Below are 15,574 nucleotides of genomic sequence, written 5' to 3'. Positions count from 1 at the left end.
AGGAGCTTGGCTCCGCACTTGCCACATCCAACCCGAGGGACTTTTGCCGAAAGGTAGGCCTCATGCTGGAAAAAGTTCAGATGACGCCATGTCTTCTCAACGGTGTCGTGAGCCTTGAGACCCATTTGACCGCATTCGGGGCAAGCGAACATGCTGCCGCGAGGAAAGCCAAGTCTGATGTCGAGGCGCTTTTGTTGCGGGTCGAATTCGCAAGAAACCACCTCCCACGGAGGGGTTAAGCCAAGGGCCAGTTGGAAAAGGTCGGTGTCTTTCATAGGCGAACGAATTACCCGGATGTGGTCAGGGGTTCAAGGCTCCTACCCACTTGAAACAGCGAGGAACCACAAAAGAAGTTGTTGTCGTCCATAAGCCAAATCCTTTGCATACATCAGGAAAAATTCACGCCTCCGCTACCGTATCTTTGAATATGACTGCTGTATCATTAATTTGTCCACTTGGAATTTTTAAGGCATAAACAAGATTTCAAGCAACACACAAAGCTGACTTCAAAGTCGATTTATAACCATCGACAGCAAATAATAGTCAATAAAATATGTTGTTGGTACCTGCAAGGCGAGGTATGAATTGGTAGCAAAAAATTCAATACTCAGAGGACGGTCAGTTAGCGAAGTCTAGATAATAGCACTGTAGGGTGTCATAAATGCTCAAAGGGGGCAATCCGTGGAAAATTGGGAACAAGCATTAGCGGCAAGAAATGACTTAAACGTATATGGCGACAATGCTCTTGGTTTATTCGCTCTTGCTTTGAGGTATCAAATTGATGACTTACATAGTGTCGCTGCTGAGTCAATCACTGATGGAAGTGATGATAAAAAATGTGATATTCTTCATATAGATTTAGAAGAAGAAATAGCTGTTATAGCTCAATGCTACACATGCGCTAAACAAAAGCAATCTGCACCTGCAAACAAGGCGAGCGATCTTAACACTGCAATTGGTTGGCTTTTACAGAGACAACTTAAAGATCTTCCAGTCAGATTGAAACAACTTGCCCAAGAACTTCGAACAGCAATCGAAGATGGACAGATCCGTCATCTTCAGTTTTGGTATATCCACAACCTTCCAGAATCTGATAACGTCAAAAATGAATTAAAGACAGTCGAAGCGAGTGCTAAAGCAGCTTTGACGAGCATGACTAACGCCAGCAAAGTCCAGGTTTCTGCCCATGAAGTCGGAAGAGGACGTTTTGAAGAGTGGTACAACGATACTTTGTCGCCAATCCTTGTTTCCGATACTATCGAAATCGAAATCGAAGGCGGTTTTGAAGTTAAAGGTGATAATTGGCGCGCCTACGTTGCTCCAATACCAGCTCGCGTTCTAAGTATTTTGTATCGGAAACATAAATCGAAGCTCTTTTCTGCAAATGTCCGTGATTATCTTGGTTCTCGTAAAAGCGACGCAAATATAAACAATGGTATAAAAAAATCCGCTGAAACTAGTCCAGGCGATTTTTGGGTTTACAACAACGGCATCACTGTTTTGGTAAATAGTTTTGAGCTCATTAAAAAAGGCAAAAAAAATAAATTGAAAATAAATGGAATATCGATTGTCAACGGGGCACAAACCACAGGCGCCATCGGTTCATTGGGAAAACTGCCTAATCATAGAGTTATGGTACCAGCCCGTTTTGTACAGGCGCCTGATTCAGAACTTGTTAGAAATGTGATCCAATTCAATAACAGCCAAAATAAAATAACTGCATCAGATTTTAGAAGCACTGACAGGATTCAAAAAAGACTTAAAGAGCAAATTGCACAAATTATTGATGCAGAATATGAAGGCGGGCGCCGAGGCGGCCATTCAGATGTGATATCAAGGAGTAAAAAACTCCTGCCTTCATATACTGTTGGTCAAGCGCTTGCAGCGTTCCATGGTGATCCTGTTGTAGCATATAACCAAAAATCGAATATTTGGGTGTCAGACAAGCTTTATGCGCGGTACTTTCCAGAAGATGTAACAGGAGCTCACGTCGTGTTTGCGTATTCTTTACTTCGAGCTGTCGAAGAAGAAAAACAGGAATTAGTTGTCAAGTTTAAGGCAAAGCCCAATTCGTTAACCAGTCAAGAAGATACTTTGCTCGAATATTTTAGGCATCGTGGATCTACCTACCTGTTGGTGTCAGCAATCGCTGGGGCGCTTGAAACGATAATCGGCCACAAAATACCAAATCGATTCAAGACATCATTTGATGACAAGACATCACCTGTTGAGGGGGCACGATACTGGTCGCAGATCGTCAAAGTTACCTCCCCATTTTCACCGCAACTGTCTGAGGCATTTTCAGATGGACTCAAAAACTCAGAGAAAGTGAACACGGCACAAAATACTTTCAGAAGCTTGGTACAAGCCACATCGGTAGCCAATAGCTCTGTGTTTCAAAAGTTTAAAAAATACGTATCAATAAGTAAAAAATAAATCTCCATTGCAACAGCTTATGCGTTTCTTTGACAAAATGGAATATATGTTAGCTGATGAGTTGAACATCCAATGACAGAAAAATCTTATCATTATCTTTTTCTTGGATGTGAAAGAACAAGCGACTTTAACCAACAGATGTTTAAGCTCGGCCAGCAACCAATGCACTGGATTTCAAAAGGAATGCGTTTAAAAAGGGATGCAGACATTTTTTACAACGCAAATGAATCGGTAAGGGTATTTATTGTTTCTGAACTTGAAAGGGCTAATTTCAAATTTTCTAGATTTTATCGTTGGCAGCTACATGATGGTATCAATAAAATCCTGTCGAATAATCAGGATAGTTATTTACCCGATTTCGACACGTACTACCTATTAGTGCATCTCTCGTTGGAAAATCTATTCAAAGGTATTTGGCTTGACAAGTTTCCAAACAATATTGGATTCAGCAAACTCCCCGATGCACTCAATACTCACAATCTCATTCGCTTAGCTAAAGATATTGAATTGGAGTTATCTGAACAGGAAAAGTTGGTATTATCGAAACTCATGGAACTGTTTCTTGGATATGGTCGTTATCCGATAAAAAATAGGGCTAAAGAGGCGGCAGGCGAATGTGATTTGGACTTTGGCGAGCGACCTTATGACACAGTGTGCATAGAATGCCTTACAAATCCGTACAACAAAGATAGACAAATTATTGATGCTCTATTTGCAGAACAACTGCAGGAGAGAATTGATTTAGTGTTCATACATGGCCATAAACGTATGATTTCCACGTTTGAAATTCATGAATCAAAAAAATAAATTCAAGTGCCAGACAAGACAAGAAAACAAGTTGTCAACAAAGGCGAGTAGACAATCTTTTCGCTAATTTTTTTGTTATAGCCATCTAAATGTTAATAGCTTCAATAAAGGTGAAATTATGAATGAAGAAATGCTGCGTGATCTGCAACATAAATTGGAATTGATCTCTAAACCCCTTGATGTGGAAAAATATATTACAGATGGGTTTATATCGAGATTGACACATAATTCTAAGACAAAATTTTTTGTAAACGGAAACCCTAAAGAGCTACCTGAAGACATAAATGCGAGAATACAAAAAATTGAGGTCAAACAGACAAAAGATGGTTCATCAAAAGTTGTAGTAACACTAAACCTCAAAGTAGTGAAAAGTTAAGATTGTGCATTGAAGTATAGCGATTACAAAGCGTTAGGAAAAACCTCCGAAACCCTCGCATTTTTAGCTGCTTTACAGGGCGATAGTCCTATACCCTTCCAAACCTGCCTCTCTGCTTCTTCTTGCAGCCTTCGCAGATATCTTCATCTGACTTACACATGCCTGCTTCGATATGCGCTTTTCCTAATTCTTGATGGTGTTGCCTAGCAATCCAAATTTCGGACCAAACTTACGTCAGGCAATCTCCTGAGCCATGGCCTTGGCCGCCTGGCTATTTGCCGAAAAATGGATCGCTTGACCGCAATCCTTGATCATGCGGCCGTCAGATAGCAGATAAAGCACGTTGCCTTTAGTTATCCGCCTAATGGGTTACGCTTGGCTTCGGCTTGGGCGGCGTGACGTCCTTTTCATCGACGCGCCGTTGTGTGATTGCAGAACCGCAAGAGCGACCTCATTCCCCGATTCCGCCTTCATCTTCAGAAAGCCATTCCGGTTGTGGAATTCTTCTCGGATTGATGCCGTTGATGCCGGACGGAAGTTCAGCTAGTATCAAGTCACCTAGTTCTTCATCCATGGCAAGGACGGGAAGATTCAGAACAAGGGCAGCCATGGCAACGAACCATATCCGCCAAAGGATGGTTTCGATGGAATTGAACAACACTGATTATCATCCCGCAAGACAATAAAACCTCATTGGCTCCTTCAGGATAATTGACAATTTTTGACTAATTTTTTCTCAATCAGGGAAACGCTGCCACTGGTCCCGAGCTGGGCCCAGGCCGTGTCGCGCATCCGCCGCGTCACTGGAGAAAAACCCCAGTCATCGTGCATGACCGCATGATCCTTGCGAACCTTGAACTGGCCGCCGACACCGAAGCAGGTCTCCTGCTCGATGGCCCGCGCCAGCTCGTCGCCGTGCGTGTCGACCAGGTCCGGGGACACCGCAAAGACGCTCATCTTCATCCGGCAGGCGATGTCCATGCCGACGCCGTAGGGAATGACCGCGTCCGCCACGGCCAGCACGCCGCCAATGGGCAGGCCGTAGCCGACATGGGCGTCGGGCATGAGCGCCCCGCTCACGGCCACCGGCAAGCCGCATCCGTCACGGAGTTGCTGCACCGCCTTGGGATCGAGATCTTCGCCCCAGGCCCGCCAGGGAACCTCCGTCACGGAAACGGCCGCGCCCGGCGACGACCCGCCACCAAGCATCCCGGCCAGTCCGCCCAGGACCGGATGGTCCGCGAACGACTTCGGATCCTGCGCCAGGCGGACGAAAAGACGGCGCAGGGCCTTGCCGCGCACCCCCTCGTCTTCGAGCTGCCGCGCGCAATCGAGGACCACGGGCATAAGACGCTCGGGAATGCCGAGGGCTACCGGACGAAACGGCAGCTTTTTTTCCATATTGCGGCTGTTCATGGACATGAAATTCACGTATCCGTTTTTTGACATTTCTCCAAGAGAGGGAAAGCTGGAATATTGACCAAGAGCGGCCAAGATACAGAACGACGCACGCATTCGCGCATACTTTCCAAGAGGTCCTTCTCAGAATGCATTGATTTTACGAATAAAGCATTCTAGTGAAGCGCATTCGTAACACGGGAGGATGAAATGGCCAAATTCCTGTTTATTCTCGGCAAGGACGACAACGAGGCGGCGACACGTTGCTTTCAGTTCGCTCGCATCGCCCACTCCAAAGGGCATCATGTCAATCTGTTCTTCATCGACGGAGGAGTGCTCTGGGCGGACATGTCCAGGGATACGGGCCAGAAGACCCTGACCGGCGACTGCCCGGGCGACTACCTGCCCTATCTTGTCGAAGAGGAAATCGAAATCGGAATCTGCACGCCCTGCGCGAGAAACAGGGGCGTGGACGAAGCGCGATTCTACGCCAACATGGCTCTGGACGGGGGGCCGCACCTGATCGACCTGGCTGCGGAAGCGAAAGTCTTCAATTTCTAGGCGGCAGCACCTTTTGGGTATAACGAAAATACGTCACTCACGGCAGAATACTGAAAATTCTACCATTACAAAGATTGATTTTACCATCAAATCGGAACAAAATTTACATTGTCCGGTTTTGCAGCGACCTCTTTGCAGATCCTGCTTGCCAATCTTTTTTTGGGAGGGTTCCATTTCATGGTTACCGACACTGCCACCCCCGATCCGAAGTTCCCGCCTTGCTCCATGGTCATGCGCCCAGTGGGACGGTTCGTGTTACCCGTACACGAAAGCATGGAGCTTTCCGCGACATGGTTTAAAGTCAACGGCATAGCCGTCGAGGAATTTCCCTGGAAACCCGGACTAAATAAACGCAACCTGGACGCGCTCAAGGAATCGCTCGGAACGAAAGCGGGCATGGCAAACGAAATCAGGGGGCTGTCTATCCGTGAGACATGGGATGAAACGGATGTCAGCGACCTCTGCGGATTTCCTGCCATGTTGCGCTGTTGCAACAGCAGCAAGGCCAACCACAACCTTGAAGTCTATATAGGCATGCCGGAAGCGATCCTGTGCCTGACAGAAAACCGGCCCTTCGACACGTGCGGGCCATGCCTTACCGTAAACGGACCGATCCTGAATCTTTTCAGAAAGTATCATTACGGCAGCGAGATTGTTTCGCCAGCCGGCTTTTTTTTCTCCGCAGGGAGAGTCGAAGGCTTGAAAACATGGAGCGAACAGGCCGGCATGAGCCTGGAAAGGCCGCCGTCCGAATCATTGCACAGGATTCGCCTGCGCTTTGACGCCCATCTTTTCGCTCATCCCTGTGACCCGCCCCGCATCACTGAAGCCGTCAAACCGGTGACCAGCAAGTACCGGATCGAACTGAAGATTCTGCGCTCACGAGAAAACGTCCTGGCCGGTTTGAAAGGTTTGGAGGAGATTTACATCCTCCAACCCAAGGACAAGGACTGTCCCGATGTCCCCAGGCTAACGGCCTGCTGGGAATATGAAGGCGCAGGCGGGGACCCGCAAAAACCGCACATACAGATCAAAATGTCCTGCCGAATCGAGGCCAGAGAAGATGCTCTGCGCATGTGGGACGGGATCATCTCCAATTTCAGTTCGGTGCGGGAATTTTTCGGAGGATGATCGAAAAACGTCTGAACCTGGCAAAGACCTGACAACGCGCCCGATCCGTCACAATCGTGCCGAAAAGCGCTTACAACTCCATTTAATCGCTCCGACGCAACGACCGCAGAATGAACCTGCGGGTTTCCTCGAACAGCCCCGGTTCTCCGAAGGGGCTCAGAAAAACCGTGCGTACCGCCCCGACCATGGCCGCGTAGATCATGAGCGCGCAGTCCTCGACCGGAACCTGGGCAATGGTTCCGTCGGCGATGCCGCGCTCCAGATTGATCTCGATCTCTCTGATCAATTCCTTGAATTTCGCGCCGATCTTGTGGCGATCCAGATGCGGATTGTCGTCGCTGAAAGGCGAGCAGCGGATCAGGGTGGGGAAGGTCGCCCGGTTGGCCAGGGTGTAGGAGAGGTAGGAATTCACAAAAATATCCACGGCCTGCAATCCGTTTTGCGCCGCCTCCGTGTCCCGTCTGATGCCCAGCAGCATGGCGTCGATCATCTCGTGACCGGCCACCAGGAACAGCTTCTCCTTGTTTCCGAAATAATGGGACACAAGTCCGAACGCCACCCCCGCACGCTCGGCGATCATGCGCATGGTCGTTCCGGCGTAGCCGTATTCGGCAAAAAGGGCCTGGGCCGCCGCCAGAATTTCGTCGCGTTTACTCACCTGTGTCCATCCTTCTCATAAGAGCTCCCCGTCATTATTACGGCAATTCAAGCGCCAGGCCTACAGGGCAATGGTCGGACCCGAGTACATCGGCGTCGATCCATGCGTCCCTGACCGCGCCGCGAAGTTCCTCGGAGACGAAAAAATAATCGATGCGCCACCCCACGTTTCTTGATCTGGCCCCGAAGCGGTACGTCCACCACGAGTAGGCATCCTCCACGTCCCCGTGGCAGTGGCGAAACGTGTCCACATAGCCGTGGGCCACGAAACGATCCAGCCAGGCCCGCTCGATGGGCAAAAAACCGGATGTCTTCTCGTTGGCCTTGGGATTCTTCAGATCAATCTCGCGGTGGGCGGTGTTGAAATCCCCGCAGACCACGATGGGCTTGTCCCGCCTGAGCTCCTGGGCGTGGTCCAGAAATGCGTCGTAGAAGCCCATCTTGAAATCGAGGCGATCCTGGCTCATCTGACCATTGGGAAAATAGATGTTGAAAAAATGAAATTTCTCGAACTCAAGGCGGATGACCCGGCCCTCGCCCTGAAACCGCGCATCGGGCAGGCCCCGGTGCACGGCCAGGGGCTCAAGGCGGCTGTAGCAGGCCGTGCCGGAATAGCCCTTCTTGCTGCGCGCGGCGTTCCAGTAGCAGTGATAGCCATCAAAGAGGCGATCCCCGCCGACCTGGTCCTCCTCGGCCTTGACCTCCTGCAGGCCGAGCACGTCGGGTGCGACCCGATCGAGCCAGTCGCGGAAGCCCTTGCCAAGGACGGCCCGAAATCCGTTCACGTTCCAGGAATACATGCGCAGGATCATGCCACGCTCCGCAATACCGCCACAAGGCCGGACGGAGTCTCGTCGATGCGCACATAGCCGCCCTGGGCAAAGGCTCCGGGGTTCAGCACGTGCGACCGGGCGATCATCTCCTCGCCGGCTCCTTCGTGGATGTGGCCGGTGACGACGATGGCGGGCTGATATTTCTCGATCAGTGCGCGCACCCCCGGACTGCCGACATGGGCTCCCGAAGGCAGCTTGTCGACCACTTCCGCGCGCGGCGGAGTGTGCACCATGAGAATGACCTGCTCGAAGGCTCCGGCTTGCTCCAGCACGTCGTGAGTCCACTGGCAGACCTGGTTTTCATCAACCTCGGAAGGCGTGCCGAAGGGGGTGGGAGTGGAGTAGCCCACGGCGGCCAGGCAGACTCCGCCGCCAAGATCCACGACCCGGGCGTGAACGTTGATCCCCTGCTCGGTCAGCACCCGGTCCACGGCCGGGGTGTCCATGTTCCCGATCTGGGCATGGATGCGCGGATTGATCGCGGCCACGGCGGAAACGATGCGCCCGGCGCTCTCACGCGTGCCAAGGTTGGTCAGATCCCCGGACAGGAAAACACCGTCGGCGCGGCCGAGATCGTCGATCCGTTCCACGGCTCCGATGCGTTCATGAATGTCCCCAAAAACTATCCAAAAGCGGTTTGCCATTTGCCTGTCATCCCCTCTTTGAGTAAATGTCGTGTTTTCACGGCATGGTAAAGGAGCGCCTCACGTCATGCAAGAGTCCAGCAAAAACCTTCTGCGAATTGCCCTGCGCAAACGGCGTCAGGATCTGCCCCTGAACCTGGTGCAGGAAGACAGCGCCCGCATCCGGGCCAACCTGCTGTCCCTGGAGCGCATCCGCCTCGCCTCCAGCGTCATGCTATATCTTCCGGCCCGGGGCGAAGTCGACACATGGCCCCTGCTGGACCATTTCTGGGCGCGCGGCAGCGAAGTCCTTCTGCCCGGCTGCCGCGACAACGCCCCCGGCATAATGGACGCGTACAGCGTAACCTCCCGCGAGGAACTGGGCCCCGGCTGCTTCGGCCTGATCGAACCTCAGGCCGAGCGGGCCCGGCTGGTCTCGTCCCCAGAGCCCGAGGTCATCATTCTTCCGGCCTTGGCTTTCGACCGGCGCGGATACCGCCTCGGCTTCGGAGGCGGCTATTACGACCGCTTTCTGCCCACCCTCGGCCACGCCCCCCTGCTGGTCGGCCCGGCCTACGCCTTTCAGGTCCTGGACAGCATTCCGGTCGAACCATGGGACAGGCCGGTGGAAATGATCGTCACCCCCGAATCCATCCTGCACATCCCTATGGAGCGTTAGCCATGTCTCTCAAATATATCGATTTTCATTTTCCCGGCCTTGACAATGTCGGCTGCGTCTTCACCACCCGCCAGGGCGGTCACGGCACGGGCGCCTACGCCGAGTCCAACATGTCGCTTGAGGTCGGAGACGATGAGAAGGCCGTGCGGGCCAACAGGGCGGAACTGCGAAGGGCCCTGGGCTTTGGGGTCTGGCAGGAGCTCAGGCAAGTGCACGGACAGACCATGCACATGAATCTGGAGGATGATTGCTTTGATGGGGCAAGGCTGGAGGGAGATGGCCTGGGCACGGACCGACCCGGGCACGGACTGGTCATCAAGACCGCCGACTGTCAGCCCATTCTGCTGGCGGACGCCGCCGGACGGCACGTTGCCGCCCTGCACTGCGGCTGGAGAGGCAACGCCGGCAACTTTCCCGCTGCCGGAGTGCGCGACTTCTGCGCCGCCTACGGTCTTGATCCTTCCGGAATCATGGCCGTGCGCGGCCCGAGCCTTGGCCCGGGCAGGAGCGAATTCGTCAATTTCGAGACCGAATGGGGCCCAGGATTCTCATCCTGCTTCAATCCGGCCACGCGCTGCATGGATCTGTGGAGCCTGACCCGCGAGCAGCTCATCGGGGCGGGCATTCCCTCCGGCAACATCTTTGCGCTGGACCTGTGCACGGCTTCGTCCCCGGAGTTCTTTTCCTACCGCCGGGACAAGATCACCGGCCGACAGGTGGGCGTCATCTGGATCAGGTAGCCGCTCCGGCACTGGAGCGGCACCCGTTTCAACCCTTGCGACTCAACGCGTGGCGGCCCAGGGGCGTGATCAGGGCGCCGTTTCGGTACCCCCCGATGCGCTTGTTTTCCTGACGCACCTTCAAAAGCTCTTCCTTCAAGGACTGATGCAAGGTCCTGGCCTCATGGTGCAGGTGCGTGTTCATGTCCTGGATGCTTTTGAGCTTTTCCAGGAAAGCCTTGTCCTGCTCACCCATGTCGCAATTCATGAAGGCCATGATGGCTGTCTCCCGCTCCCGCGCCACCGTCCCGAGACGATCGGCATCCTGGCTCGCGATCAGTCCCAGCTCTTCCTGGCCAAGCGCCATGATGTGCTCGTAGGTATCGCGTGATTCAGCCATTCTGTTCCTTCCTGACCGAAACCCTGACCGACTCGCGCAAACGGGCGACCATGTTCTTGGTCTTCTCGACCACGGGCAGGTATTCATACTCGAGCAGATCCGCGAGCAGAATCCAGTCCTCGTTCTCCTGAATCTCGATCATCTCCGAAAAAAGAGACGAAAGATCCGACAGCGACGCTTCGAATTCGGCGGACGTATCCGTAGCGAATTCATTGCGAAGCACGCCGACCATGTTCAGAAAGTCGCGGTTCACTTCCAGCAGATCGCCATAAAGCTCCAGGGCCTGATCGTCATCCGCCTGACGGAAGAAATCCGCCACCTGCCGCCCGGCCTTGCCCATCAGAGTCACGACCTTGTACAATTCGCGGGTGATGTCCTGGGCCATTTCTGCGGTGGGCACGGAAACAATTTCCACCCGATTGATATGCGAGGCGTCCATGTCCTCGGCCTGATGAGGGTAAATCTCCGAAAAAGCCTCGTCGTTGACCAGGACATCGGTCACGATACGACTGTTCATGCGTATGTCTTCCATGACTTTTTCGATGATCTGTTCAAGATTTTCGAATTGACGAACCTCAAGTGGGCTCTGCTGGCCGTCTATAATGATCATTTTCCTGTCCTCCGCCTACTGGGAATAATTTTGCCGTATGTCCGGACTTAATCAACATTCATGCCAGCGCAAGCCGTTGCCTGAAAACATCGAGCAGTCCACGGTACCTGGCGCACAATTCAAGGAACGCCGTCATGCTCACGGACTCGGCCCTGGACTGGAAGCGCCACATGGGAGCAAGTATCCCAAGCGAGGGGCTGCGCGAAAAAAAATCTTCTAAATTCTGACAGTTAACAAGAAATTTCGGTTTCATTGGCGCATCCGGACGGAGCGCCAGAATCCGGCCCTGCTCTTCGACCAGGGTCAGCATGAGGGCGGCGTGTTCGAGATCGCGCACCAGGGCGTCCCGGAAATCGGAACCCGGCCCGGGCCAGGAAAAATTTCCCGCACCGGGCTTCTGGTCAAGAAATTGACGATAGACCTCGCGCTGAATTCTGATCCAGCGGCTGCGATCCTGGCCCTCGTGGCCGGACACGGAAAAAAGATCCATGAATCCGGACTCATCACGCCGGGCCTGCCAGACTCGTCCCTTGAAACCGGGCGTGACGCTCCAGGCTTGCCCATCCAGATACCCGGCCAGCATGTCCCCGACGGCCTCCCCCTCGATGGAATCGCGGCAGATCAGTCCATGGGGGCATTTCTCCCCGAAGGAGCATGGGTGGCAAGGCAGGTCGGGCTCCAGGCTCAGGCTGCCCTCCAGATAGGGGCCGGTGTCGAAGGGCTGGGCCGTGGCCAGGAAGATCGCCGCCACCGGCACGCCAAGGCCCGCCGCCAGGTGCATGGTGCCCGTGTCGTTGGTCAGCAGAAGATCCATGCGCGTCAGCACCGCCGCCAGCGTCGTAAGATCGGTCCGGCCGGTCAGGTCCGTGCAGGGGTAGTCGGCCAGGTCCATGAATTCCCGCGCCAGATGTCCTTCCGACGCCGTGCCCAGGAGCACGGGCACACGCCCGGTCCTTGACCACAGCACACGCCCGGCGCGCACGAAGGAGGCCACGGGCCAGCGTCTGTAGTCCTGGCTGGCCCCGAGCTGAAAGGCCACCCGCCGCCCCTTGCCGCCAAGCAGTTCATCCGCCGCCGCCAGCGCGGGAGCCTCGGGCGTCTTCAATCTGAATTCCCCAGGATCAAGACCAGCCACGCGCTGAAAAAGATCGACCAGGTTGAAGGGGCTGCATCCGCGATGGGCGGAGGCTGCCTGCAGAAAAGTCGCCCAGTGCGTGGAATACTCGCCGAAACCATGGCTATCGAGACCAAAACCCTCCACCGGCCCTTCATGCATGGCGCGGGACAGCAGCCGCGCGGACAGGGTCGGGGTGAGATTGACGACCCGGTCAAAGGGCGTCTGCCATCCCTGATCCAGCCAGGAGGCAAGTTCTTCCACGGCCAGGGGCCAACCCCGGTCCAGTTGGGCCAGAAGACGCGCCCCGGGCAAGGCCCGGACCTGATCCACATCGCGCAGCAGAACGGCCGCGCCCTTGAAGGAGTCCAGACAGACCAGCCCCGCGCTGTCGCCCCGCCGTCGCAATCCGCTGAAGACAGGCTGGGTCTGCAGCAGATCGCCGAAGCGGGTCAAATTGATGACCAGAGTATGCATTCTAGGTAATGAACAAAAGGCGTGCCAAAAACACGGGATTTCGAACCGCCGTCGGGGCGAGGAAGGCATGCGTGGCGTGGATGCGGGGCATCAGTCCCCCTTGTCCAGAATTTCGTTCTTGTAGGTCTCGAAGTTCGACGCGGCCTTGATGGCTGTGGCGACGAAAGCGAGAAAGGAAAAAAAGATGAGCGTGATGTTGAGGATCAGCCATCGCTCCTGGCGCAGGTTCCGCCCCAGGATGACCTGATCCGGAGCCAGGTAGTAAAGTCCCAGGGACACGCCTCCGGCCAGAAGCAAGGCGATGATCTCGAAGATGAGCAGATACTTGCCGGACAGCAGCAGAAAAAGGATACCGTTTCGCACGCCTTGCAGGAAGAGCAGCTTCTTTTCGAGCTTGTCCAGATTCTGTTCGGCCTGGCGCATGGCCTCGTGCCCCTGCCGGAATTTGTCGGGAACGTAGAGGTCAAGATGGCCGATGAGACTCACTCCCTCGCCGCATGCATTGAAGAGCTTGGTGAAAGACCCGAGCATCGACGGAAAGGGAAACCAGGACGCCTCGCGCTGAATCTTCTTGAGCCGCTCGCGGATGACCGAACGGCGGTTGGCGAGCTCCTTGATGTCCTTCTTGACCCGGGTCTGGATGTCCGCCCGGATGGCGATGGTGCCGCGCAGCAGCTTGGCCATGGAGGCGTAGTTGTTGACCCCTGCGTAACTGTTCAAATCCTCGATGCGCACATGGAACATGTTGTAGGCATCGTGATCGGAGGGCAACCACTTGGCCAGCAGATCCGGCAGATGCTCCACCACGCCGATGACCTCGCTGGAGCGGGCCCGTGCATCTTCCCAGATCTCCCACAGGTCGCTCAAGAGATGGGAACGCCCGCCCTCCAGCTCGGTATCGAGCAGCACGGTGCTGAAGTAGTCGGGATTGTCCTTGATCAGCTCACGGATGAGCGCCTGGGCTTCGTTGAGATATCCCGACTTGATCAGACAGACGGCCTGTCTGTAACGGGCCGGACTGAATCGAGGGGATTCCGCAAGCGCCCGGCCGTAAAGACGGATGGCTTCGGGATAGTCGCCTGTGATCTCCCGCAGGCGACCCTGAAGAAGCTGGATGTATGAGCGCTGGAGACTGGTATAGGCCAGGCTCTCGGCCTCCTCCCAGAAGCCGATGGCGCGCTTGAATTCATCACGCTCCATGGCCATGAAACCAAGAAGCACCCGTGGCTGATAATTCTTGGGCGAACCGAGCACGACATGATCGACCTTCTCCATGGCCCGTTCCCGGCTCCCCGTGCGCAGAGCCTCCAAGGCCTCCCAGAGTTGCGCCTCGCTTTGGGGCCGCTGGTCTTCTATCCCGCGCGGCCATTCCTTGCCCTTGGCGCGCCAGACGGAAGCCATCATGCGCAGCTGGCAGATCATGTTGACCTCGAACATGGACCGTACGACCATCCCCGGGTCGCTCTTTTCCCCCAGCAACGCGTTCAGACCACGGATGACGTCGGGGGCGACCTGCTTTTCAATCCCGGCCAGGATTCCGGGCAGAGTGTCAAGATCCATGCGGGCAAAACGAATCATGTCCGTGACCTGCACGTTTCCGGATTGCAGCATCCTCGTGGGACATTTTCGCGGCTGGTGCGAACGCAGTCCGCAATAGAAACAGGGGCTCTCGCCACCGGAAATCAGGCTCGTCGGCAGAAAAACATTCAGGCTGCCGCGCCGCCGCCCGCTCTTGCTGGAATGAAAACGAACCTGAAACAGGTCGGACAGCTTGGAATTGTCCATGGAAGCGCGCGAATCCACCGGCGCGATCCTGGAGTCGGCTATCTGGAAAATCGTGGCCAGGGGCAGATGCAGGGCATTGGATTCAAGGGAATCCACGACATAGCGGACCTTGCTCGCAAAGTCAGGCGTGAAGGGCTGGTCGCCCATCTCGACGGCCATGTATTTGCAGGGCCAGGCCGGATTCTCCTTGTCGTCGATCATGCCCAGCAGTTCCGAGGTCAGAGCGCCCATGACGCGCGGCGAAGTCACTCGCAGAACCAGATTCAGATCCTCCGCCAGCAGGTAGGAGACCTTGTACTGCTGGAAGATCGCTTCCAGTCGGTCGTAGTAGGCTCGCCAGCCCTTGGTGAAGGTCTTGTCCTGCCGGGTGCCTTGAGGGCGGATGACCCAAAGCCAGTTCAACTTGTAGGATACGCTGACCTGCTCGCTGCCTTCAAGCTCGAACCAGTCCCCCAGGAGACCGTCCGGATTCTGCACTTGCTTGAAGGAGAGACCCGTCAGGGTTCGTCCGAGTTCCCGCATGCGCGCGCTGACGCGGACAACGAGCCTCTTGGGAAGTTCGACGCAGAGGGAGTGCAGTTCGGACTTGACCTTGAGTGATTGCCCAAGCTTATCATCGACAATGAGGCTGCCCTCGAAGACGGTCACGCTCGTGGCCATGGGATGAAGCCTGGCCCAGTTGTAGAGTCTGGCCAGCCCGAGCATGACTTCGGAAGAAGGAAAAAACCACAGGGTCTGCGATGATTCCTCCGCCAGGGACCAGCCGCCGATATCAGTCAGGGTCTGAAGAAAACTTATCGGCAGAGGCTGCGAGTGCACCAGCCAGCAGACGAAACCGTTACTCAGCAACCTGGGTGAGGCTTGTTTGGTCACCTTCGCCAGGAGCGGCTCGATGCAGGTCATTTCATTCTCCGTTCACACGCGCTTTAAGCGACTGGTTCTTTTGGATACAACGCATGCGCCAACAT

General features: G+C 54.8%; 17 protein-coding genes. 7 read left to right on the top strand and 10 right to left on the bottom strand.

From position 1 onward, the window contains the following. Positions 1 to 275: transposase family protein (locus tag BMZ40_RS04160; protein ID WP_143075532.1), on the bottom strand; the 275-nt coding region annotated here is incomplete at its 3' end. Between the two features lie 406 nt (positions 276 to 681). Between BMZ40_RS04160 and BMZ40_RS04155 the strand changes: the two genes are divergently transcribed. The 3 genes from BMZ40_RS04155 (at position 682) to BMZ40_RS19095 (ending at position 3,619) form a co-directional block, all read left to right on the top strand. Beyond that, the gene (locus BMZ40_RS04155; RefSeq protein WP_092372857.1) at positions 682 to 2,436 is read left to right on the top strand and encodes an AIPR family protein; all 1,755 of its coding nucleotides are present in this window, start codon (positions 682 to 684) and stop codon (positions 2,434 to 2,436) included. A 72-nt stretch (positions 2,437 to 2,508) separates the two neighbouring features. Further along, positions 2,509 to 3,243: a hypothetical protein gene (locus BMZ40_RS04150; protein WP_143075531.1), complete on the top strand. Its 735-nt coding sequence runs from the start codon at positions 2,509 to 2,511 to the stop codon at positions 3,241 to 3,243. Between the two features lie 118 nt (positions 3,244 to 3,361). After that, a complete protein-coding gene (locus BMZ40_RS19095; RefSeq protein ID WP_143075530.1) occupies positions 3,362 to 3,619 on the top strand; it encodes a hypothetical protein in 258 nt (85 codons plus the stop codon). Positions 3,620 to 4,070: 451 nt separating this feature from the next. On the opposite strand, the gene BMZ40_RS19465 is transcribed toward BMZ40_RS19095, so the two are convergent. Beyond that, a complete protein-coding gene (locus tag BMZ40_RS19465) occupies positions 4,071 to 4,277 on the bottom strand; it encodes a hypothetical protein (protein WP_177193010.1) in 207 nt (68 codons plus the stop codon). A gap of 44 nt (positions 4,278 to 4,321) precedes the next feature. After that, positions 4,322 to 5,068 (bottom strand): RtcB family protein, encoded by a 747-nt coding sequence (locus BMZ40_RS04140; RefSeq protein WP_245751021.1) that lies wholly within the window; start codon positions 5,066 to 5,068, stop codon positions 4,322 to 4,324. Between the two features lie 159 nt (positions 5,069 to 5,227). On the opposite strand from BMZ40_RS04140, the gene BMZ40_RS04135 reads away from it, so the two are divergent. Then, the gene (locus BMZ40_RS04135) at positions 5,228 to 5,578 is read left to right on the top strand and encodes a DsrE family protein (RefSeq protein WP_092188118.1); all 351 of its coding nucleotides are present in this window, start codon (positions 5,228 to 5,230) and stop codon (positions 5,576 to 5,578) included. Between the two features lie 177 nt (positions 5,579 to 5,755). Next, positions 5,756 to 6,709 carry a hypothetical protein gene (locus tag BMZ40_RS04130; protein WP_143075529.1) on the top strand — a complete coding sequence of 318 codons (954 nt, stop codon included), beginning with the start codon at positions 5,756 to 5,758 and terminating at the stop codon, positions 6,707 to 6,709. Positions 6,710 to 6,791: 82 nt separating this feature from the next. Here BMZ40_RS04130 and BMZ40_RS04125 read toward each other — a convergent pair whose 3' ends face one another. From BMZ40_RS04125 to BMZ40_RS04115, 3 genes are read right to left on the bottom strand one after another with little or no spacing between them, the layout of a single operon-like run. Further along, on the bottom strand, positions 6,792 to 7,367 hold the full coding sequence (locus BMZ40_RS04125; protein WP_092372854.1) for a TetR/AcrR family transcriptional regulator: 576 nt from the start codon (positions 7,365 to 7,367) through the stop codon (positions 6,792 to 6,794). Positions 7,368 to 7,404: 37 nt separating this feature from the next. Continuing rightward, complete coding sequence (locus BMZ40_RS04120) at positions 7,405 to 8,178, bottom strand: exodeoxyribonuclease III (RefSeq protein WP_092372853.1); 774 nt, start codon at positions 8,176 to 8,178, stop codon at positions 7,405 to 7,407. Continuing rightward, positions 8,175 to 8,843 (bottom strand): metallophosphoesterase family protein, encoded by a 669-nt coding sequence (locus tag BMZ40_RS04115; RefSeq protein ID WP_092372852.1) that lies wholly within the window; start codon positions 8,841 to 8,843, stop codon positions 8,175 to 8,177. Before BMZ40_RS04115 ends, BMZ40_RS04120 begins: the two co-directional genes overlap by 4 nt. A gap of 67 nt (positions 8,844 to 8,910) precedes the next feature. On the opposite strand from BMZ40_RS04115, the gene BMZ40_RS04110 reads away from it, so the two are divergent. Both BMZ40_RS04110 and BMZ40_RS04105 read left to right on the top strand, forming a co-directional pair. Beyond that, positions 8,911 to 9,501 carry a 5-formyltetrahydrofolate cyclo-ligase gene (locus tag BMZ40_RS04110; protein WP_092372851.1) on the top strand — a complete coding sequence of 197 codons (591 nt, stop codon included), beginning with the start codon at positions 8,911 to 8,913 and terminating at the stop codon, positions 9,499 to 9,501. 2 nt (positions 9,502 to 9,503) lie between these two features. Then, on the top strand, positions 9,504 to 10,241 hold the full coding sequence (locus BMZ40_RS04105) for a purine nucleoside phosphorylase YfiH/LACC1 family protein (RefSeq protein ID WP_092372850.1): 738 nt from the start codon (positions 9,504 to 9,506) through the stop codon (positions 10,239 to 10,241). 28 nt (positions 10,242 to 10,269) lie between these two features. Here BMZ40_RS04105 and BMZ40_RS04100 read toward each other — a convergent pair whose 3' ends face one another. From BMZ40_RS04100 to BMZ40_RS04085, 4 genes are all read right to left on the bottom strand, one after another. Continuing rightward, positions 10,270 to 10,620: a hypothetical protein gene (locus BMZ40_RS04100; protein ID WP_092372849.1), complete on the bottom strand. Its 351-nt coding sequence runs from the start codon at positions 10,618 to 10,620 to the stop codon at positions 10,270 to 10,272. Then, positions 10,613 to 11,230 carry a DUF8043 domain-containing protein gene (locus BMZ40_RS04095; protein ID WP_092372848.1) on the bottom strand — a complete coding sequence of 206 codons (618 nt, stop codon included), beginning with the start codon at positions 11,228 to 11,230 and terminating at the stop codon, positions 10,613 to 10,615. Before BMZ40_RS04095 ends, BMZ40_RS04100 begins: the two co-directional genes overlap by 8 nt. Positions 11,231 to 11,288: 58 nt before the next feature. After that, positions 11,289 to 12,821 carry a glycosyltransferase family 9 protein gene (locus BMZ40_RS04090; protein ID WP_177193009.1) on the bottom strand — a complete coding sequence of 511 codons (1,533 nt, stop codon included), beginning with the start codon at positions 12,819 to 12,821 and terminating at the stop codon, positions 11,289 to 11,291. Positions 12,822 to 12,911: 90 nt separating this feature from the next. Beyond that, on the bottom strand, positions 12,912 to 15,509 hold the full coding sequence (locus BMZ40_RS04085; protein WP_092372846.1) for a tetratricopeptide repeat protein: 2,598 nt from the start codon (positions 15,507 to 15,509) through the stop codon (positions 12,912 to 12,914). Positions 15,510 to 15,574 lie beyond the last annotated feature (65 nt).

It is taken from the genome of Desulfomicrobium apsheronum (assembly GCF_900114115.1).
GTDB classification, from domain to species: Bacteria; Desulfobacterota; Desulfovibrionia; order Desulfovibrionales; family Desulfomicrobiaceae; genus Desulfomicrobium; species Desulfomicrobium apsheronum.
The sequence above is the reverse complement of the archived record's forward strand: the minus strand, read 5'-3'. Positions and strand labels throughout refer to the sequence as shown.

Coding starts and splice junctions, on each gene's coding strand:
- BMZ40_RS04150 (WP_143075531.1), top strand. CDS start 2,509: ATGACAGAAAAATCTTATCATTATCTTTTTCTTGGATGTGAAAGAACA.
- BMZ40_RS19095 (WP_143075530.1), top strand. CDS start 3,362: ATGAATGAAGAAATGCTGCGTGATCTGCAACATAAATTGGAATTGATC.
- BMZ40_RS04140 (WP_245751021.1), bottom strand. CDS start 5,068: ATGTCAAAAAACGGATACGTGAATTTCATGTCCATGAACAGCCGCAAT.
- BMZ40_RS04135 (WP_092188118.1), top strand. CDS start 5,228: ATGGCCAAATTCCTGTTTATTCTCGGCAAGGACGACAACGAGGCGGCG.
- BMZ40_RS04130 (WP_143075529.1), top strand. CDS start 5,756: ATGGTTACCGACACTGCCACCCCCGATCCGAAGTTCCCGCCTTGCTCC.
- BMZ40_RS04120 (WP_092372853.1), bottom strand. CDS start 8,178: ATGATCCTGCGCATGTATTCCTGGAACGTGAACGGATTTCGGGCCGTC.
- BMZ40_RS04115 (WP_092372852.1), bottom strand. CDS start 8,843: ATGGCAAACCGCTTTTGGATAGTTTTTGGGGACATTCATGAACGCATC.
- BMZ40_RS04110 (WP_092372851.1), top strand. CDS start 8,911: ATGCAAGAGTCCAGCAAAAACCTTCTGCGAATTGCCCTGCGCAAACGG.
- BMZ40_RS04105 (WP_092372850.1), top strand. CDS start 9,504: ATGTCTCTCAAATATATCGATTTTCATTTTCCCGGCCTTGACAATGTC.
- BMZ40_RS04100 (WP_092372849.1), bottom strand. CDS start 10,620: ATGGCTGAATCACGCGATACCTACGAGCACATCATGGCGCTTGGCCAG.
- BMZ40_RS04095 (WP_092372848.1), bottom strand. CDS start 11,230: ATGATCATTATAGACGGCCAGCAGAGCCCACTTGAGGTTCGTCAATTC.
- BMZ40_RS04090 (WP_177193009.1), bottom strand. CDS start 12,821: ATGCATACTCTGGTCATCAATTTGACCCGCTTCGGCGATCTGCTGCAG.
- BMZ40_RS04085 (WP_092372846.1), bottom strand. CDS start 15,509: ATGACCTGCATCGAGCCGCTCCTGGCGAAGGTGACCAAACAAGCCTCA.